Source organism: Stenotrophomonas sp. STK16_22 (assembly GCF_051984505.1).
Taxonomy (GTDB): Bacteria; Pseudomonadota; Gammaproteobacteria; order Xanthomonadales; family Xanthomonadaceae; genus Stenotrophomonas; species Stenotrophomonas maltophilia_A.
This window is the reverse complement of record NZ_CP196972.1, coordinates 1159909-1178371: the sequence shown is the minus strand read 5'-3', so window position 1 is coordinate 1178371 and position 18463 is coordinate 1159909. Positions and strand designations below refer to the sequence as shown.

At 61.2% G+C, this 18463-nt stretch carries 16 protein-coding genes; 4 read left to right on the top strand and 12 right to left on the bottom strand.

The genetic code is table 11. The features are described 5' to 3' along the window. Nucleotides 1-46: 46 nt before the first annotated feature. The 3 genes from ACSYAO_RS05370 to ACSYAO_RS05360 form a co-directional block, all read right to left on the bottom strand. A complete protein-coding gene (locus ACSYAO_RS05370; RefSeq protein ID WP_049397650.1) occupies nt 47-1144 on the bottom strand; it encodes a UvrD-helicase domain-containing protein in 1098 nt (365 codons plus the stop codon). Then, complete coding sequence (locus ACSYAO_RS05365; protein ID WP_111007899.1) at nt 1122-2702, bottom strand: ATP-dependent nuclease; 1581 nt, start codon at nt 2700-2702, stop codon at nt 1122-1124. Before ACSYAO_RS05365 ends, ACSYAO_RS05370 begins: the two co-directional genes overlap by 23 nt. Before the next feature lie 245 nt (nt 2703-2947). After that, nucleotides 2948-3400 carry an antitoxin Xre/MbcA/ParS toxin-binding domain-containing protein gene (locus ACSYAO_RS05360; RefSeq protein WP_065427963.1) on the bottom strand — a complete coding sequence of 151 codons (453 nt, stop codon included), beginning with the start codon at nt 3398-3400 and terminating at the stop codon, nt 2948-2950. A 362-nt stretch (nt 3401-3762) separates the two neighbouring features. On the opposite strand from ACSYAO_RS05360, the gene ACSYAO_RS05355 reads away from it, so the two are divergent. Continuing rightward, complete coding sequence (locus ACSYAO_RS05355; RefSeq protein ID WP_111007898.1) at nt 3763-4764, top strand: DUF6602 domain-containing protein; 1002 nt, start codon at nt 3763-3765, stop codon at nt 4762-4764. Between the two features lie 55 nt (nt 4765-4819). Here the strand turns inward: ACSYAO_RS05355 and ACSYAO_RS05350 are convergent, their stop codons facing one another. From ACSYAO_RS05350 to ACSYAO_RS05325, 6 genes are all read right to left on the bottom strand, one after another. Further along, a complete protein-coding gene (locus ACSYAO_RS05350) occupies nt 4820-5272 on the bottom strand; it encodes a hypothetical protein (RefSeq protein ID WP_049397654.1) in 453 nt (150 codons plus the stop codon). 6 nt (nt 5273-5278) lie between these two features. Beyond that, entirely contained in the window at nt 5279-7135 is a 1857-nt protein-coding gene (locus tag ACSYAO_RS05345) for a hypothetical protein (protein ID WP_049397655.1), read from the bottom strand. Next, entirely contained in the window at nt 7128-8708 is a 1581-nt protein-coding gene (locus ACSYAO_RS05340) for a site-specific integrase (protein WP_049397656.1), read from the bottom strand. Before ACSYAO_RS05340 ends, ACSYAO_RS05345 begins: the two co-directional genes overlap by 8 nt. Beyond that, nucleotides 8695-10020 carry a site-specific integrase gene (locus tag ACSYAO_RS05335; RefSeq protein WP_223276829.1) on the bottom strand — a complete coding sequence of 442 codons (1326 nt, stop codon included), beginning with the start codon at nt 10018-10020 and terminating at the stop codon, nt 8695-8697. Before ACSYAO_RS05335 ends, ACSYAO_RS05340 begins: the two co-directional genes overlap by 14 nt. A 139-nt stretch (nt 10021-10159) precedes the next feature. Next, on the bottom strand, nt 10160-10723 hold the full coding sequence (locus ACSYAO_RS05330) for a single-stranded DNA-binding protein (protein WP_440566623.1): 564 nt from the start codon (nt 10721-10723) through the stop codon (nt 10160-10162). A gap of 170 nt (nt 10724-10893) precedes the next feature. Further along, nucleotides 10894-11289: a hypothetical protein gene (locus ACSYAO_RS05325; RefSeq protein ID WP_180847428.1), complete on the bottom strand. Its 396-nt coding sequence runs from the start codon at nt 11287-11289 to the stop codon at nt 10894-10896. A gap of 139 nt (nt 11290-11428) precedes the next feature. Here ACSYAO_RS05325 and ACSYAO_RS05320 point away from each other — a divergent pair, with 139 nt between their 5' ends. From ACSYAO_RS05320 to ACSYAO_RS05310, 3 genes are all read left to right on the top strand, one after another. Further along, nucleotides 11429-12460, top strand: a complete 1032-nt coding sequence (locus ACSYAO_RS05320) for a LacI family DNA-binding transcriptional regulator (RefSeq protein ID WP_100437497.1) — start codon at nt 11429-11431, stop codon at nt 12458-12460. A 131-nt stretch (nt 12461-12591) separates the two neighbouring features. Continuing rightward, nucleotides 12592-13494, top strand: a complete 903-nt coding sequence (locus ACSYAO_RS05315) for an ABC transporter ATP-binding protein (protein WP_100437496.1) — start codon at nt 12592-12594, stop codon at nt 13492-13494. A gap of 12 nt (nt 13495-13506) precedes the next feature. After that, nucleotides 13507-17091 (top strand): ABC transporter permease/M1 family aminopeptidase, encoded by a 3585-nt coding sequence (locus tag ACSYAO_RS05310; RefSeq protein WP_100437495.1) that lies wholly within the window; start codon nt 13507-13509, stop codon nt 17089-17091. 115 nt (nt 17092-17206) lie between these two features. Here ACSYAO_RS05310 and ACSYAO_RS05305 read toward each other — a convergent pair whose 3' ends face one another. From ACSYAO_RS05305 to ACSYAO_RS05295, 3 genes are all read right to left on the bottom strand, one after another. Further along, nucleotides 17207-17500, bottom strand: coding sequence for a hypothetical protein (locus ACSYAO_RS05305; RefSeq protein ID WP_100437494.1), 294 nt, complete (start codon nt 17498-17500; stop codon nt 17207-17209). Then, nucleotides 17497-17961: a GNAT family N-acetyltransferase gene (locus ACSYAO_RS05300; RefSeq protein WP_100437493.1), complete on the bottom strand. Its 465-nt coding sequence runs from the start codon at nt 17959-17961 to the stop codon at nt 17497-17499. The genes ACSYAO_RS05305 and ACSYAO_RS05300 overlap by 4 nt, the downstream gene beginning before the upstream one ends. A 115-nt stretch (nt 17962-18076) precedes the next feature. Beyond that, nucleotides 18077-18463 carry an SseB family protein gene (locus ACSYAO_RS05295; protein ID WP_100437492.1) on the bottom strand — a complete coding sequence of 129 codons (387 nt, stop codon included), beginning with the start codon at nt 18461-18463 and terminating at the stop codon, nt 18077-18079.

The window sequence follows — 18463 nt, the reverse complement described above, 5'->3', positions numbered from 1 at the left end:
GCCCAGTCCGTGGGCCTACTGCGTGTCCGTGCAAACTGTTGCGGCGCTAAGTCGTTTGAGCTTGAGGGGTATAGACTTGGTGGCCCAAAAGCGCGCACGTGCCGTTATACACAAACGCCACACTCTGCCTCGCCCGGGTGAAGGCGACGTAATACTTGGGTGGCGCCGTTATGCGGGACGCGTCGGCAGTGCGCAGGTACTGCGTCAAAGGCCCATTAGGGAAGATGAGCACACGGCTATAGGTGCGTCCCTTGGACTGACCGAAGTTCATTGCTGGTAGGCCATCGCAAGCCTGCCGTCGGTCATGCCGCAGCACGGCTGGGGCAAACTCCTGCATGTACGCAGTGACATGCTCGGGCGCGACCAGGTATATGCCATCGTGACCGGTCAACTGATCATTGCCTGATTGGGTCCGGGGCATCTGTGGATAGAGCGCGTCGGCCAGATCACACAAGGCCTGCACGCATCGTAAACTCGTGAGGCGGTGATCGATCTGGCACAGGCCGTGCGACTCCCAAAGCTGGAATAACGTCGCCAAGTTCGGTCCGCGGAACTGGCTGTACCGAGGCGCGTAGTTGGTGGCGTAGGTCGCTTGGCGCGTGTCGCCCACTAGCGTAACGCCGATGGGGCTCTTCAACAGGCGCTCAATCAGATCTAGGTCGTAGCCAGCCAAGTCCTGCACTTCATCGACGTACACTTCGTCGTACATGTCCGCCAAGCGCGAGATGACCTGACCATGAGTTAGCTCATCGCAACGAACGGCGAAATCCGAGGCCCGATCCGAGTACATCCTGTCGCCTGCCAGATAGTGGCGGGAAATCTGCGAGCGGGGTGCCCGGTTGTTAGTCCGTCCTTCAACGAACTGAATCGATTCAACCCGTGGCTCGCGACACAGTGCCGCCTGATAAGGTCGAATACACTCGCGTAGCAGAAATCCGTACCAGCTATACAAGGTAACATTCGCGGGCACCGCGCCGGCATGGGCCTCGAATGAGCGTCGAATTTCTTCGAGATTCTCCAAGGTATAGGTGAGCATAGCGATGCGGCGCTGTGGTCGCTCCAAGGCCTGGCGGACCAGCAAGGTGGTCTTGCCAGAGCCGGCTGCCGATAGCAGTACCCGGTTAGGCGATAGCACGCTGGACATAGTCCGGGAACCTGATTGAATGAGGGCTGTTGAAAATGGCTAGAGCCGTATCGGTCTTGTGACCTTTCATGTACTTGAGCAAAGCCACCTCGTCGGCGAATGACTGGGCCAGCACGGTGTTCAGCTCGTCCAGTGAGTTGGCTTTAATAAGTTGTTCTTCCAACGATGGGGCGGTCTCGTCAGAATCGTAGTAGATGGCATTGGGGAAGTCGGCATATCGCTCTTGCACTAGCGCGATATCACCATCGTTGTCGGTGACGACTTTGGCCTGAATACGCAGGCGCTCCGCAATCTGCAAGAAGCGCTTAAACGCCAGTGATTTGACCGAGATGATGTCCACGCCACGGGCCAATGGTGCTACACCGTGGTGATCCAGGTAGGCACGTTGCACGATCAGCTCGTCGGACGGGCCCTCCACCAGAATTACCCGCTTGGCCAGAATCAGTCGCAACGTGTCATGGCCAGGAAGCTTCATGAAGTAATCGTGCGTATCATGCGGCAACTGATCCAGTTTCATCTGGCCTTGGGCGCTGAACAGGATCACATTGTCCACGCCCAACTTGTTCAGAACGAAGCTGCTGTGGGTTGCGATGACCACTTGCTGCGCTGTAGAGAGCGCTGAAATCTTGTCAATCAGCTGGCTCATGCCAGAGAAGGAGAGGTGGTTCTCCGGCTCTTCGATCAGCAGTACATGCGCCGAGCCTGCAGCATGCATAGCCAGCTTCATCTTTACTGCGCTTTGCTCACCCTTGCCAGCTTGGGTGAAAGGAAGCTCATCCAGGTACGGTGACAAGCTGGTTTCCCACGTTGAGCGCGGTGAAGAGTCCACGCCCACCGTCAATGCTTTGTGACTGATGTCCCCCGTGTGCTCAGTGAGATAAGCATTAATGGCGGCAACGTCGCCCTCTTCCGCGAAGCTTTGCCGCATGCGGCGAAAACTCAGAGATAGCGACACGCGCTGCGCTGGGGTAAGCGCCTGTTCGATGATGCTGGCGATATAGCGATCGGCTCCGGACAGTGTCTTGATACCGTGGGTGTCGATGATAGTTGAATCGAACGGGATGGTACGAGCGGTGACACCGTTGTTGGCAAAGGAGTACCAGCGCACCGTGTAGTATTCCACTGGGAGGCTGGTCGCGCCCTGGTGTTGCTGCAGGTAGGCGTTGAATTCCTCGCGATAGTCATCGCTGAGCTCGACCAGCAATCGGACGCCTGCACCGTCTAGACCTAATGAGTTGTTGGTGCCGCGCAAAGACGCCAGCGCGGGATCGTTCCCCAAATAGGCTTCAATGGAGATCCTGGGCGGTGACGCAGGCGTTCCCGCGCGCAGAGCCGCTAAGTACTCCCTCACCGTTGGCTGGTGGAAAAGATAGGGTGTGAGCTCGTAGGTGAGGTTGCGACCATACAGCTGCCCAGTTATCACTGCGTGGATCGCTTCCAGCAAGGTGGACTTTCCCACCTCGTTGTCACCAACCACAAGGTTCATGTGCGCATTGAGCTGCAGATTGAGGTGGCGAAAAGACTTGAAGTTCTCGATAACAATACGTTCGATCGGCATGCTCCATCCCCCGGTGGACTATCCTGTCTCTACAGAACTTTACGCGGCTCGTAAGAACGATGCCAACTGGACTGGATTTGGAAAGAATTTGTTCTGGACAGGCCTGGCGGGCACAGAAGGTAAGCCATCAAAGACTGCTAAATGAACAGGATCCATCGTCTTCGCTCGTCTCACGTATCGGCTATGCGGTTTGGTGGTTGTGACGAGGTGGTGGTTATAGTCCCGACTTTCTTAGTGGTGCTCGGTCACAGACTGCTGGACGTCGTCGGAGCTGTCAGGGAGGCGGCGATTCCCTGGGCCTCTAGATAGTCACGAACAGTGGCAAGGTCGTTGAGTTGACCAGAGCACATGAAGGCCAAGGCCGGGGTCCCCTTGAACGGTGCTGCGCTGTTGGGGCGTCGTAGCCAGCTGTCAGCTTGCTGCTGATCAGGGAAGAGGATGTGCAGTGCCCGGTATATGCCGAGCGCATAGCTGATTCGCTCGAGTGTTTCTGGCCAAAGGCCGTCAGTCACTCCCGCCTCTAGCTGTGCACAAGCAACGTCGATGGGCCTACCCAGGATTGCCGACTGCTCATGAGCGCTTAGTTTCCAAACTTCTGCCATCTTGGTAAACGCGCGCAGAGCAGGTCCTTCCAGGCTGGTGGCGTCACTGGCGATTGGGTAGATCATCCCTCTGGCCTGGGGGAGCAGATGAGTCATGCTACTCCCGTTTCACTCATCGCACCCTTCCGCGATGCGCCGATTGACTAAATGGTTGGCCTACATAGGCGGGCGATGCTCATGTCATCTCGACCGTTCGGTGCGAGGGAGGCCTAACAGCCCCGCCTCGGCCGACGGTCTGGCAGCCGACTGCCTGCCGGCCGCACGTCTGCATTCTATTTCAACGACACGTGGTGGCTGGTAGTGAACAACGTGGTGTGACCCCTTCAGGACCTATAAACACTGAAGGGGACAACAGTGACTACTGGGCCTCTATGCCCTGCCGCAACAGGCCTTATAGGGAAGGCGCCGGCGATGGATTTCACGGCATCATTGGGCTTGGAAGAGGAAATCCATCACAAATGATCCGAGCAGCTCCGCACCGCGACGATGGGCATTATCGGGAAGCGAGTCTGCGAGAGTTCCTCAAGCAGCATCTCCCATCACGCTTCCTGGTTACCAGCGGATTCGTGACCGATCATGATCGAGAGCAAGACAATCAGGTTGATCGATCCTGGCGCCAGATCGACTGCCTCGCGCATGACAAGCAGGACTTTACCCCGCTGTTACGCGCCGATGAATTTTCGATCGTTAGGCCTGAATCCGTTGCTGCGATCATTGAGGTCAAGAGCTCTCTAGAAATAGTGAGGGAAACCGTCCGGATGAGTACCAGCCCATCGTTTCTCACCCCCAAGGGGCGACACTACCGCTGGGCGGGCAGCCTGGTCGAGGCCCTTGAGAACATCAAATCTGCGGTCGACGTGATGGAAGCTGCATCCATCCGCCGCAATACGTACTTTGCGGGAGTAATCGCCTATTCTGCGCGCCCCCTCCGAAAGCTGCCTGAAGCGATGAACTCCGGCGAACTGTTCAAGCAGCTTGGGATTGAGGAAATTGAACATTTGCCCGACTGCATCTGTGTTCTAGACGGCCCCGCCTGGTCCTTCTCATGCGTTGCCGGAACGGATCCGAACGTCCACGGCGATGTGACCACCGACCCTAACTCTTCCTACGCCATTGGATCTCCACGGGACGGCGAGGGAAGCGCACTTCAGATCTTTAGCGCCCATCTGCATCACGCGGTTGCGGTGAATCGGCTACAGCAGCCGCACATGGTCGGAGGGGCGCACTCCGCTGCAGGCTATAGCGCGCAGGAACAGCACTACAGGATCCCCGTCTCATCCAAGCGAATGTTAGGTTCTACGTACAGCAATGCGCACCACACCTCGAACAGATCGACCATGCTTAGCTTGGTCTTCTTGCGCGCGCCGCTCTTTCAGTGTCCGGATCCCTTCCAGCAAGACGCCGATAAGAGCCGGCAGCGGATTCTGATCGGTCCGAACCGAGGCTCTACTACTCAGTAGCGTGCATTGCGACCGGCGGAGCTGCCGTGACCTCTCAAAAGAAACCACTTCCAGGTCACTGCTCGCTATTCTCTCTCTTCTTCTTTTCACCTTTCCGGCGACCAGAACGGTTCACCTCAGGCAACGGCTTGTCCAATGCAAGCAAGTCCATACGAACGTTGTTCGCGTAGGCGTTGTATTGCCATCGACGAAACTGATCAAGAAGCAGATTGTTGGTGTCCTCTAACCGTTTAACCTGCGCTTCCAAGTCAGTGATGCGGCGGATAGCGGCGTCCAACGTGAAATCTCTCGGAAGCGCATCTCTCGCCTCACGCAAATCCTTTTGACGCTGCTGAAACCGCTCCTTGACGGCAGGATAAAGGTACATCGTGTGCTTCGAGATCGAAGGCACGTCCAGCACCTTTGCGGCGCGCTCGCAGAATAGCGGCCAAGTGAGCTTGCCGTCCCAGCGATCCAGCTCACGCATTATCTTTGGCAGCGTTGCCTTGGTGATGATCTTCTTTGGCATGGCGGGTCAGGTAAGAGCCAAGGCAATCATTTTCGGACCAAGCGCATCCATGGAGGGCACTTCGACAACGCCAAGATCCATGAGAGCACGGCGAACCGGAGAAGGATCGTGCCCATCCGGAATCCTGAGGACCGCTCCCTCCAGAACATTGGGATGCTCCAATGCCATCCTCATTGCCTTGACGTGCGCGAGCTTCCACTTGTGATTGTCCACCCAGCGGTCGGCACCAAAGTCGCCATCCTCATGAGCTTTCATGGCCTGCTGGAGCAGTTTTTCCGTCTGCGCCTCCAAGAGGCGAATCCGGTCTAGCGCAACGTGATCACCCTTGATGCAAGCATGCTCCTTGCAGGTCATGCATTCGCGCTGTTTCTGGCACGGTGCCATGGCGTAGTCGTGCACGCACATGCCATAGAGCGTGGCTTTGGCCGTTCCCAGCCGATCAGTCCCAAGTTCCTGATACGTCACCGGTTGACGCTGCTTGATGCGTTCGAGCAATGGGGCAGGCTGCATCGGAAGCAGCCCACGGGCAGCCTCTAGGCGTTCCTCCGGCGAGCGATGGTCGTAATGACGGTTGTCGGAAACCTTTGCGCGACCGGCCCAGCGCGCCAGGCTGTAATCGTCCATGCCCGCCCGTTCTGACATCGTGCTGAGCCAATGACGGAGCTGGTGCGATGTCAACGTGATGCGCGTGCCATCCAAATTCCGCAGGCCCATACGGTCAAAAAGAGATTCGCCGTGGCCGCTGCCAGCGCCCAAGCGCTTATTCACCTCGTTAGCGCTTGGAATCCGCCATGAGTCTGGCCTAATTTCCTTCTCGCGACTGAATTCATTCTCTCGATGCAGGCACAGAGCACTCCAGGTCGTCAGCACCCTCTTCTCATCAAGGAAGGGCCAGTAGAAGCCGCCAAATTCTTTGATGAGATTGGACGTGCCGACATCTTCAGACGAAGACGTGGAGCCTTCGAACGCCGCCCTGACTAACTCACGTGCAGGAGCACCGATTTCGATCAGGCGCCGGACGGCCTCTTTCACGACGTCATGCATGACAGGCACGACCCACTTCTTCGTCGCTCCTTTGCCCTTGGCCGCATTCCAACGCAGGAACATCTGAAGATTACCGTCGTCATCTTCCTCCCACTGGATGCAGTCAATAGGAAGCTTCAGCACTTCGGAGACGCGGCCTGGCGCGGCCATAAGCAGGATGAAGATTGATGAGTAAAACTGACTCTCCCGATCGTCGGCCTGGGCAAACACGTCAGCAACTGCGAGCATTGCCTCATTGGTGGGAAGCTTTTTCATGCGATGGGCCTGTCCCGCTTCGCCGAGATCCTCGGTCAGGATCACCGGCTTCTTGAAAGGAGACTTCCAAGCCGGCAACGACGGGACAAGGCTGTTCTCACGTAAGAAGTCGAATACAGCTTGAAGTTGGAGCCCGGTCTTGTGGTGCACGTCCTCGCTGGAGTAGAACTCCTTGCACTTGTTGGCGCAAACGTCCATTACCGCACCACTCAGGAGTCCGACATCTCCTCGGCCGCAAGCCGCCAGCAATCCTGCCTCCACGCAGCGAAGTGCTTGGAGCATCATTGCCAAGCTCTTGACTGGCCTGTGGCTATATCTGTATCGAATGTATGCCTTTGCGAACTGCATGAATGGTTCGACGAAGGGCGTGAAAGAGTATGAGTTCAGAGGTGCTGTTTTCGTTGCGAAGACGACTATGGTCTCGTTTTGCTGCCACTTGTCGCGATCCCAAGCGCCACCATTCGCGAAGGCAGTCAGACCCTCTTTTGCCAAGCGTATGAAGTCGGCAAGGTTTCCGCTGGCTTCGCGCTCAGCGCGGGGAACGAACTGGACGACATCACCCATGGGTGCCCGCCTCCAACAGATTCGCGTCGAGCATCTGAGCCCTCGCATCCTTGCACATCGAAACACAGTGCTCGACAGCAAGGATCAGTTGGTCATTAGCATTAACAATGACGTTGGAACAGCCTGCCTCCCGGGTGCGCTCCTTCTCGGCATATAGGTCCACCAGCACCTCTTCATGCGGCCCGTCGACCCACGGCTGGAAGTGAAAGCATGTGTAGCAGGCTCGGTAGCCGCTAGCGCAGAATCCATAGTTACCGCAGGTCCCCACCGCGTGTTGACGATCATTCGGCACACGGCTCCGCGGATCGTCACCGCGAACTGCCTTACGTTCAGAGTGGACAAGCTTGCCGAGGCAGGCTTGCGCGAAGGGAGCGAGTCGAGCACCCACTAGCTCATTGATGACTACCGCCTCTTGAGCGGTGTTCTCCGTGTACACATGGACGTTCTGGGTGTCGGAATGATCCAGCAACTCGGCGATGATGACTGCACCGAATCCCTCTCGGCGAAGCTTCGTGCCTCGCGTGTGTCGGAATCGCAGTGCGGAAAAACGAATAAACTCACCAGTACGCTCCGAGTGCGCAGTCGACGCCTTCGCGCAACGCTGTAGAGCGGAATCGAGCGAGTCAATTTTTGAATGCAGTTGATCTGGCGCGCCACCCATCAGATAGTCGGTGAGCTCGTCTAAATTTCCAACATCCTCAAGCTTCTTGCGATTGAGAAAGATCGGCACCTCACCTACCAAGGCAGGATCAACCGCCCCCCCAATCGCCTCGAGAACTGCGGCGACGGACTGTCGATGCTGCTGCCGAAGCACCAGATATAGGTCTTCAAGGATGGCAAGAGACCGGTAGGCACCTCGAAAAGCGATGCCACGTTGCTTGGCTCGCGGAATGTTGAGCCTAAACATGGGCGCGCCTTCACCTGTTTCACGAACGAGATCCCGCCCCCTGAGAGCAGCGATCTGGACGGGACGGCGCGCGGTCATCGCCAAGGTGAGCAGATATGCGTAGTCCTCGAATGCAATGTCCTTTCGTGCTACCGCGAGGTTCGCCCAATCCAGGAGCGCAGCCATCTCGAGGTCGGTGTAGGGCCCATTCTCGGGGCAACCACTAGCAACGGCCGCCCCCTTTTCATTCCCCTTTATTCGCCAGCTTTGGAGGAGATCAACGACTTCGCTAGTGACGCCGTCAAATCCGTAGTCATGCCAGGCAAGCAGAAAGCCCTTCAGGCCGCCTAACTGATATTGCTCGTCTGCCGCAAGGCTGGCGCGCCAGTTGATGAGGTCAACCACGGTCACCCGCGACGCTCCTGTATCCCGCAGGTATCGCTTGAAACGCGTCTCCATATTTCGCGCATGACGAGCGGATGCCTCTTCCGCATAGCGCAACAGCGTGGCGCGAAAGCCAGCCTCGGTTCTAGCTTCAACCACCCCCGGCAGCGCTAGTGAAATCTGCACGTCCTTGTTTAATTGCCAATGTTTATCCGAAGGCTTGAAGGGATAACCATCCTTAGACACTGTCTGAGCGGTCGACTTTCCCTCGACATCGACCTGCTTTGGATTAGCGCGAATCACCACCGCCCCCCTTGGAGTTATCGCTACGCTTGGGATGAGCGGCCTGCACCTGACGAGCAGCCTTGTCGCTGGCTTCACGAATGTGACGCCGGTTGTACGTCGCTCCCGATGCCTTGCTGCGATGACCGTTCAGGAAAGCACGAACATCCAGCTCCCTAGCCTCGCTGAACGGCAATGCCTCAGCATCTTCACCCGACCGGATCTTGGCGTTGTGCTTGTCAATGCTGACGGAAAGCTCGTAATTGAAATGGTGTCGAAAGGCGTGGGGATGGATCGCCTCAAAGGCGGGGTCCACCGCGCGCATCCGCGAAAAGATCTGGCTACTCAGAGCTGAGGTGGAGAGTGGCTTGCCCCATGTATCGCCCTTCCTGTGCGAGACAAGTAGATACGGATGCCTTCTGGCGGGGCCGATCCTGGAACGGACATTCAGCATGTAACGGTCGATCTGATTGGCGAGCGCCTCAGGTATCGGTAATGGCCGCTCCTTGGTCTTCGTTACCGGCTGATAGGGTCGCGGGTCATGCTTATCATCCTGATTGCGCCGAACCCAGACGTGCGGCTCATGGCCCAAGTCGAACTGGTCGAGTCGCAAGCTCAATAGCTCTCCTCGTCGCATTCCGGTGTGTCTTAGCAGCCCGAAGATGATGGCATTGCGGAGCTGGACTTCCGGATGCCGGAACGGATTGCGCGGATCACCCTCAGTGCCTATCGCCATGAATCGCTCGACCAACTCGGAGGGTGGCGAGCGCAGATCCAAATCGTCATCCCTCTGTTTTGCCAACCCGCGCGGTCGGTGCTTGCGAATGGTTCTGGCCATCCGCGCAATTTCTTGAGCGGTTCGAGACGAGTTCTGGTGCTGTGTAACGACCGAAGCCGTAAATTCCAGATAGTCGGCAAACGTGCTGATACGGTTGAAATGCTGTTGCCCACCAATGGTGGCCAGCACCTGATTTGAGGCAACTCGCGCCTCGAGAAAATCGATGACGACGCTTCGTTTCTTGTCACCTTCTCCAACTGAACTCAACTCCCGCATGTCGAGCTTGGCGAAATCTCGAAGCGACACTATGTCTGAAACTGTGAGAAGGCGCCCGCTGCGGAACTCGGTGATCAGGTCTCGGCCATTGGCCTGCTCCCAGCGCAGAAGTACAACGATGTCGGCAAGCTTGTTTCGGATCGTGTTGACGGCTGCCCCGGCATTCCGAAGCTGGGAAGTAGCGAACAGGGTCGGGTAGAACAAAGGCACGCCCTGCTCGTCGTGGAGCATTGGAACTCGTTCTCCTTCGCCAAGCACATGAACTGACAGCATGGCCATCACTCTTCTTCTACTGTTTTTGCATATGTACAACTGTATATGAAATTTTCGACTACGCAAGTCAGCGTAGAAAAAAGAAAAGCCCTGTAAAAACAGGGCCTTCCTCGAAGCTATATCACCACTATTGATCTAGTATTCGCTAGAACGGAATATCGTCGTCAGCGAAGTCATCCATCGGCGGCGCCTGCTGCGGCTGCGGACGCTGGTTGCCACCCTGGTTGCCGTAACCGCCGCCCTGATTGCCGCCCTGGTTGCCATAGCCACCGCCCTGGCCGCCGCGCTGGCCACCGCCACCGCCGCCGTACTCCTGGCGCGGCGCCTGCTGGCGCTGCGGACGGTCGCCGCCGTAGTTGCCACCGCCGCCGTCACCACGGCCGCCCAGCATCTGCATTTCATCGGCAACGATGTCGGTGGAGTACTTCTCCACGCCGTCCTGGCCGGTGTACTTGTCGTAGCGCAGGCTGCCTTCGACGTAGACCGAGCTGCCCTTGCGCAGGTACTCGCCGGCGATCTCGCCGAGCTTGCCGAAAAACACCACGCGGTGCCATTCGGTACGTTCCTGCTGGTTGCCATCCTTGTCCTTGCGGACGCTGGTGGTGGCCAGGCTGATGCGGGTGATCGCCATGCCGCTCTGGGTGTACTTCACGTCCGGGTCGTTGCCGAGGTTGCCGACCAGGATGACTTTGTTGATGCCGCGCGCCATAGATGGATTCTTCCGTTGTCCGGGGCTGGACCAGTGATAGCACACCCGACGGGGTGCCGATACGCTGGACCTCCCACGGTTGCGAATGGGGGATATCGGAACGAGGCATCTTACCATTCCCTTCGCCCCCGGCCCGTCGGGAATCCGGCCGATCCGGGTCGGAACCGGCCTCAACGAAGCAGGGGACGATCCAGCAGCAGGCCGGTGACCCGCGTAACCTCCCCCACCGCCACCACCTTGGGCCCTTCATGGCAGTGGAAGCGCACGCCCGGCTGGATACGCTCCCGGTGCAACCCCGCCCTCAGCACCTCATTGACCACGGTCAGGCCTGCCAGAAGGGACTCTCCCACCGGCAGCGGCAGCTCGGTCGCCCAGCTGTCGCCCTCAGCGTGCCGGAAGTCGGGCCAGATCATGAACAGCTCGGGTGTCCCGGCGTCATCGGCATAGGCGAAATCCCAGCGGATACCATTCCGGGCGGGGCTGCGACGCCCCCCCTCCTCTGGCGCAAGGATGCGGATCCGCGCCTCGAAATCGTCGGGGACACCCGGGTACAGGCGAAAGGTCACCGCTTGGCTCCATCAGGCTATGGTGTTGACCGTCGCACGACCGCGACCGTGGCCACAAGCAGTGACGGCCAGGACGGCCGGCAGCCACCGCATGGCATCATGCCCAGGCACCTTCCACCCTGCCCCCTCCCGCGTGCCCATGACCATCAAAGGCAAAGCCACCTCCCTGGACATCGCCCACCTGGCCGGGGTCTCCCAGCCGACCGTGTCGCGGGCCCTGCGGGGCAGCCCGATGGTCAACGCCGAGACCCGCGAGCGCATCCTGCGCATCGCCCGCGAGCTGAACTACAAGGTCGACAAGAACGCCTCCAGCCTGCGCCTGCGCAATGCGGGCACGCTGGCCCTGCTGTTCTTCGAAGACCCGACCAACGACGACTCGCTGATCAACCCGTTCTTCCATTCGATGCTGGGCTCGATCACTCGCGCCTGCGCCCTGCACGGGCAAGACCTGCTGGTCTCGTTCCAGCAGCTGTCCACCGACTGGCAGGCCGATTACGAAGACAGCAACAAGGCCGACGGCATCATCCTGCTCGGCTACGGCGACTACCACGAATCGCGCGACCGCCTGCAGCGGCTGGTCGAACAGGGCACGCACTTCGTGCGCTGGGGCGCCGCCCTGCCCGGCCAGCCCGGCGTGTCGATCGGCAGCGACAACTTCCAGGGCGGGCACGACATCACCACCCACCTGCTGCAGCAGGGCTGCCGCCGCATCGCCTTCCTCGGCCATGCCTCCAGCCATTACCCCGAATTCCAGGAGCGCTACCGCGGCCATGTCGCGGCCCTGCAGGAACACGGCCTGGCTGCGGAGCCGGCGCTGCAGCACGATGCGATCACCACCGAGGCTTCCGGCCAGGAGGCCTGCCAGGTGCTGCTGGCGCGCGGTGAACCGATCGATGCGATCTGCGCCGCCAGCGACCTGATCGCCATCGGTGCGATGCGCGCGCTCCGCGAGGCTGGCCTGCGGGTGCCACAGGACGTGGCGGTGACCGGCTTCGACGACATCCCACTGGCGGCCTCGGTATCCCCGGCGCTGACCACCGTGCAGCAGGACACCAAGCAGGCCGGACAGCTGCTGGTGGAGCGCCTGCTGGCACTGATCGGCCGGCAACCGGTGGAGAGCCAGAGCATCCCGGTGAAGCTGGTGGTGCGGGAATCTTCGCTGCGTGGGTAAGCGCTGCCAGGCCACCGCCCCACGCCCCAACGTGCGACGGCGGAATTCCCCCCCATGACCAACGGCGGATGCGCACGGAGGCTGATGCGCGGATAACGCGCAGACATCGCCCATTGAAAGGTGTACGTCGCATGCTGAAGATCGATTCGCTGTCCAAGACGTACGCCAACGGCGTGCATGCCCTCAACAACGTCAACCTGGACATCCCGCGCGGCATGTTCGGCCTGCTCGGCCCCAACGGCGCCGGCAAATCGTCGCTGATGCGCACGCTGTCCACCCTGCAGGAGGCCGACAGCGGCACGGCGACCCTCAGCATTCCAGGCGAGGCGCCGATCGACGTACTGCGCGACAAGGACGCGGTGCGCCGCCGGCTCGGCTACCTGCCGCAGGATTTCGGCGTGTACCCGAAAGTCAGCGCGCTGGACCTGCTGGAGCATTTCGCGGTGCTCAAGGGCCTGACCCAGCGCGCCCAGCGCCGCGAGGTGGTCGATGGGCTGCTGCAGCAGGTAAACCTGTGGGACGCCCGCAAGCGCAAGCTCGGTACGTACTCCGGCGGCATGCGCCAGCGCTTCGGCATTGCCCAGGCGTTGCTGGGTGACCCGCGGCTGGTGATCGTCGATGAACCCACCGCCGGCCTCGACCCGGAAGAACGCAACCGCTTCCTCAACCTGCTGGCGGCCATCGGCGAGAACGTGGCGGTGATCCTGTCCACCCACATCGTCGAGGACGTGACCGACCTGTGTCCGACGATGGCGATCATGAACAAGGGCCAGGTACTGCTGACCGGCCGCCCTGCCGAGGCTATCGACGCCCTGCAGCACCAGGTCTGGCGCAAGCAGGTTGATCCTTCGGAACTGGCCGACCACGAGGCACGCTACGTGGTGCTGTCCACCCGCCTGGTCGGTGGTCGCCCGGTGATCCACGTGCACAGCGCCAACGACCCCGGCGACGGCTTCGCATCCGTGGCTCCCGACCTCGAGGACGTGTACTTCCAGCGCCTGCGCCTGCAGGCCCGTGCCCGCGCGGCAGCCTGAGCGGAGCACGCCATGATCCTCAACTTCTTCCGCTTCGAGCTGCGCGAGCAGCTGCGTTCCCCGCTGCTGTGGCTGCTGGCCGGGCTGTTCGCCCTGCTTGCCTTCGCCGCCGCCTCCAGCGACGCCGTGCAGATCGGTGGCGGCGTCGGCAACGTGCACAGCAACGCGCCCACCGTGATCGCGCAGATGCTGGGCATCTTCACCCTGCTCGGAATGCTGGTCACCGCCCTGTTCGTCAGCAACGCCCTGTTGCGTGACTTCGAACTCGGCACCGCCGAACTGATCTTCGCCAGCCCGGTGAAGCGCCGCGATTACCTGGCCGGACGCATCGCCGCCGCCCTGGCGGCAGGCTTGCTGGTCTACGTGCTGATCGCATTTGGCCTGTGGCTGGCGCCGTTCATGCCGTGGGTCGATCCCGAGCGCATGGGCCCGATCAGCTGGCAGGGCTATGCGTGGACGTTCGCGGTCATCGTCATTCCGAACCTGCTGTTCACCACCGCGCTGCTGTCGCTGCTGGCGGCGCTGACGCGCTCGATCCTGTGGGTCTACATCGGCCTGGTGGCCTACCTCGTGCTGTATGGCGCCAGCGCGGCCCTGCTGCGCGACATCGACAACACGTGGATCGCGGTGCTGAGCGAACCGCTGGGCATGCGCGCACTCGGCCGCACGATCCGCTACTGGTCCACCGCCGAACGCAACAACGGGATTCCCGAGCTCGCCGGTTACCTGCTGGTCAATCGCGCCCTGTGGTTGGGCGTGGCTGCCGCGCTGTTCGCCGCCACCTTCGCGCTGTTCCGCACCGAACGCAGTGGCAGTGGCCGTCGGCGCTGGGGCCGCAGGCAGGCGCAACCGGTTGCCGATGCCAGCGTGGTCCGTCCCACCCGCGCGACGCTGCCGCGCGTGATACCGGCGTTCACTGCCACCACGGCGTGGCAGCAGTTCCTGCGCCAGGTGCGCTTCGATACACGCGGCGTCCTGCGCAGCGTGCCGTTCATCGTGCTGCTGGTACTGGGCCTGGCCAACTTCCTGCCCAGCGCGCTGTTCCGGCAGACCCTGTACGGCACCTCGATCTGGCCGGTCACCTCGCAGATGATCATGGGCCTGCAGGGGGCCTTCAGCTGGCTGCTGGTGATCATCGTGCTGTTCTTCGCCGGTGAGCTGGTCTGGAAGGAACGCAGTGCACGCATCAATGAAGTGACCGATGCCATGCCGGTGCCGAACTGGGTACCGCTGCTGGCCAAGTTCACCGCACTGCTGGCGGTGATCATCTGCTTCCAGGCCGCCGGCGCGCTGGCCGCGATGGGCGTTCAGCTGGCCAAGGGCTACACGCATCTGGAGCCGCTGCTGTACCTGCGGAGCCTGGCGCTGGATTCGGTGGTCTACATCCTGATGGGGGGCCTGGCGCTGGTGCTGCAGGTGCTCACCAACAACAAGTTCGTCGGTTATGCGCTGCTGATCGTGGTGATGATCGGCCAGGGCGTGCTCGGCCTGCTCGACTACACGCAGAACCTGTACAACTTCGGCAGCTGGCCCAACGCGCCCTATTCGGACATGAACGGCTACGGCCACTTTCTGACCGGGCAACTGGCGTTCCAGGGCTACTGGGCCCTGTTCCTGCTGACCTTGATGTGCCTGGCGTCAGCCTTCTGGGTACGAGGTGTCAGCCAGGGCCTGCGCCAGCGCCTGGCCCTGGCCGGCCGCCGCCTGCGCGGCCCGACCGGGGTCTTCGCCGGAGTCGCCGCATTGGCCTTCGTCGGCGTGGGTGGCTGGCTGTACTGGAGCACCAACATCCGCAATGAGTTCATCTCGCCCGACCAGCAGCTGGATCTGCAGGCCCGCTACGAGCGCGAGCTGTCGAAGTACCGCACTTTGCCGCAGCCTCGCATCGTGGCGGTGGACAACCGCGTTGATCTGTTCCCCGAATCGCAGTCGATGGTGATCGATGCGAACTGGACGGTGCGCAACACGCATGCCGTGCCGATCCAGGACGTGCATGTCTCGATGGGCGACGACAAGCAGCTGGTCGCGGCTGACCTGGGTGGGCAGACCTTGTCGATGCACGACGCCGACCTTGGCTACCGCATCTACCGCCTGGCCGCGCCACTGCAACCGGGTGAAAGCCGCAACGTCCACTTCCGGGTGGTGCAGAAACCCAATGGCATCACCGCCGGCCAGGCGCCGAGCAACATCGTCGACAACGGCACGTTCTTCAACAGCCGCGTACTGCCGTCGTTCGGCTACAACGAAGGCGCCGAGATCAGCGACCGCAACGAGCGGCGCAAGCGCGGCCTGGGTGAGCCGCGGCGCATGCCCAAGCTGGAAGACGAAGCCGCGCGCGCCAACACCTACATTTCCAACGACGCCGACTGGCTCGATTTCCGCACCACGGTCTGCACCGCACCGGACCAGGTGGCGCTGGCCCCGGGCTACCTGCAGAAGGAGACCACGGTGAATGGCCGCCGCTGCTTCAGCTACGCCATGGATCGGCCGATGCTGAACTTCTACGCCTATCTGTCGGCACGCTGGGAGGTGCGCAAGGCGAAGTACAAGGACGTCCCGATCGAGGTCTACTTCGACCCGGCGCACGGCTACAACGTGGACCGGATGATCGAAGCGGTGCAGAAGTCGCTGGCCTACTACGAAGCGAACTTCACGCCCTACCAGCACCGCCAGGTACGCATCATCGAGTTCCCGGGCTATGCGCGCTTCGCGCAGTCGTTCGCCAATACCATCCCCTACTCCGAGGCCATCGGTTTCATCGCCGACCTGCGTGACCCGGACAAGGTGGACTACGTGTTCTACGTAACCGCGCACGAGATCGCGCACCAATGGTGGGCGCACCAGGTGATCGGTGCCAACGTGCAGGGCGCGACGGTGCTGTCCGAATCGCTTTCGCAGTATTCTGCACTGATGGTGATGGAGCAGGAGTACGGCCGCCAGCACATGCGCCAGTTCCTCAAGCGCGAACTGGACGGCTACCTGTCCGGCCGCGGCGGCGAGGCCATCGAGGAACAGCCGCTGGAACGTGTGGAGAACCAGCAGTACATCCACTACCAGAAGGGTTCGCTGGTGTTCTACCGGCTGCGCGAGGAAATCGGCGAGCAGGCGCTGAACCGTGCGTTGAAGCGCTTCCTGCAGGACAAGGGCTATCAGCAACCGCCGTACACCACCTCACGCGAACTGCTGGGCTACATCCGCGCCGAGACCCCGGCCGACCGCCAGCAGCTGGTCACCGACCTGTTCGAGAAGATCAGCTTCTACGACAACCGCGTGATGGCCGCCAGCGCCCGCAAGCGCGATGACGGTCGCTACGACGTGACCCTGGACCTGCACGCGGCCAAGCAGTACGCCGATGGCAAGGGCAAGGAGAGCGACGGCACGATGGATGACTGGGTTGAGATCGGCGTGTTCGCCAATGGGCCTTCGGGCAAGGAACGCGACCAGAAGGTGCTGTACCTGCAGCGCCACCACATCACCAGCGCCGCGCCGAAGATCACGGTGACGGTGGACGAAAAGCCGGACGAAGCAGGCTTCGACCCGTACAACAAGCTGATCGACCGAGTGAGCGATGACAACCGGCGCAAGGTGACGATGTGAGGCAACGGGGCGCCGGCCTGTCCGCCGGCGCTCCACGCAACACCTGCGGGCTTGGCTCGGCCTTACTGTAGTGCCGAGCCATGCTCGGCATACTGCCCACGGTGACCGAGAAGCTTCAGCGCACCGTCGCCTTCGGCCCCAGCAACGCCAGCAGCACATAGACCACGATCGAGGCGACGGTACCGAGCCCCGCCGGCAACCCGAAGGCCCAGGCCGACCGGCCCTGCTGGCGCGCCCACTGCGCCAGATGCCACGCCGCGCCCAGGTTGATCAGCCAGGCAATGGCGAAGACCGGCCACAGCACCATGCCCACCGCGCGCAGCAGGGGCATGGAGACCAGTGCGGCAACGATGGCTGCGATCAGGAAGATCAGTGCTGAGCGGGAGTGCCGGGCCGTTGCGGCGCTCATGCGGCCAACCTGCGCACCATCACCAGCACGCGGTGGCTGCGGTTGTCGGCTTCCTGCAGCGGCTTCCAGCCCAACCGCGCATACAGGCCGCCATCCAACGATTCGGTCTGCAGGTACAGTTCGGAAACGCCCATCCGCACCGCCTGCGCCGCGGCCTGTTCGACCAGCGCGCCAGCCAGCCCACGCCCGCGATGACTATCGGCCACGAACACGCTGCCCAGCCAATGCTCGTACTGCGGGAAGGCCTGCATTTCCCGGCGCTTGAGCTGCACGGCACCGACCACCTGGTCTCCATCGAAGGCGGCGATCAGGTGCGGGAAACCCTCGGCGTCCTGAGGTGTGTTCAGCCGCTGCAGTTCCTGTTCCAGCGACAGGCCGGCGTCGCGGCCCCATTCGGCGTGGTACCACCGGGCCAACTGCTGCCGTCCCGGTGCGCCGGCGGGTAATACCTTGAATTCCATGGCAATGCCTCGATGGGGAAGCGTTCTGTAGAGTCGAGCCATGCTCGACTGATCTGGCACTGTGCGAAAGGCAGTCGAGCATGGCTCGACTCTACAAATATAGCGCGGTGGCGGTTCAGCCCTGGGCGAAGTCCTTCAGGATCTCGCCGATGCCGCTTGGCGAAATCTCAAAGCCCAGCGAAGTGCCCGGATTGATCACCACGCCATAGCCACCCGGCACGCGGCGCAGCACGTCCAGCATCAGCCAGCGGATCTGGTGTTCGGCCTGCTGGCTGTAGACGCCCACCCGCGACGGATCGGTGAACACCGCCACATGCAGGGTGCCCTGCTTGTCGAACAGCAGCGGGTCGAAGCCGCTGCCGTCCGGGGTGACCAGGCTGCCGGTCAGCAGCACTACCTCGGAAGCGACGAAGGCCTCCATGAAGGCGCGGATCGGCACCGCCCCGTCCATCGCCGCCTTCAGCAGGGTTTCGATCGGGGTCTGCGGGGCGAGGTCGGTCAT

Coding starts and splice junctions, on each gene's coding strand:
- ACSYAO_RS05370 (WP_049397650.1), bottom strand. CDS start 1,144: ATGTCCAGCGTGCTATCGCCTAACCGGGTACTGCTATCGGCAGCCGGC.
- ACSYAO_RS05365 (WP_111007899.1), bottom strand. CDS start 2,702: ATGCCGATCGAACGTATTGTTATCGAGAACTTCAAGTCTTTTCGCCAC.
- ACSYAO_RS05360 (WP_065427963.1), bottom strand. CDS start 3,400: ATGACTCATCTGCTCCCCCAGGCCAGAGGGATGATCTACCCAATCGCC.
- ACSYAO_RS05355 (WP_111007898.1), top strand. CDS start 3,763: ATGATCCGAGCAGCTCCGCACCGCGACGATGGGCATTATCGGGAAGCG.
- ACSYAO_RS05350 (WP_049397654.1), bottom strand. CDS start 5,272: ATGCCAAAGAAGATCATCACCAAGGCAACGCTGCCAAAGATAATGCGT.
- ACSYAO_RS05345 (WP_049397655.1), bottom strand. CDS start 7,135: ATGGGTGATGTCGTCCAGTTCGTTCCCCGCGCTGAGCGCGAAGCCAGC.
- ACSYAO_RS05335 (WP_223276829.1), bottom strand. CDS start 10,020: ATGGCCATGCTGTCAGTTCATGTGCTTGGCGAAGGAGAACGAGTTCCA.
- ACSYAO_RS05330 (WP_440566623.1), bottom strand. CDS start 10,723: ATGGCGCGCGGCATCAACAAAGTCATCCTGGTCGGCAACCTCGGCAAC.
- ACSYAO_RS05320 (WP_100437497.1), top strand. CDS start 11,429: ATGACCATCAAAGGCAAAGCCACCTCCCTGGACATCGCCCACCTGGCC.
- ACSYAO_RS05315 (WP_100437496.1), top strand. CDS start 12,592: ATGCTGAAGATCGATTCGCTGTCCAAGACGTACGCCAACGGCGTGCAT.
- ACSYAO_RS05310 (WP_100437495.1), top strand. CDS start 13,507: ATGATCCTCAACTTCTTCCGCTTCGAGCTGCGCGAGCAGCTGCGTTCC.
- ACSYAO_RS05305 (WP_100437494.1), bottom strand. CDS start 17,500: ATGAGCGCCGCAACGGCCCGGCACTCCCGCTCAGCACTGATCTTCCTG.
- ACSYAO_RS05300 (WP_100437493.1), bottom strand. CDS start 17,961: ATGGAATTCAAGGTATTACCCGCCGGCGCACCGGGACGGCAGCAGTTG.
- ACSYAO_RS05295 (WP_100437492.1), bottom strand. CDS start 18,463: ATGACCGACCTCGCCCCGCAGACCCCGATCGAAACCCTGCTGAAGGCG.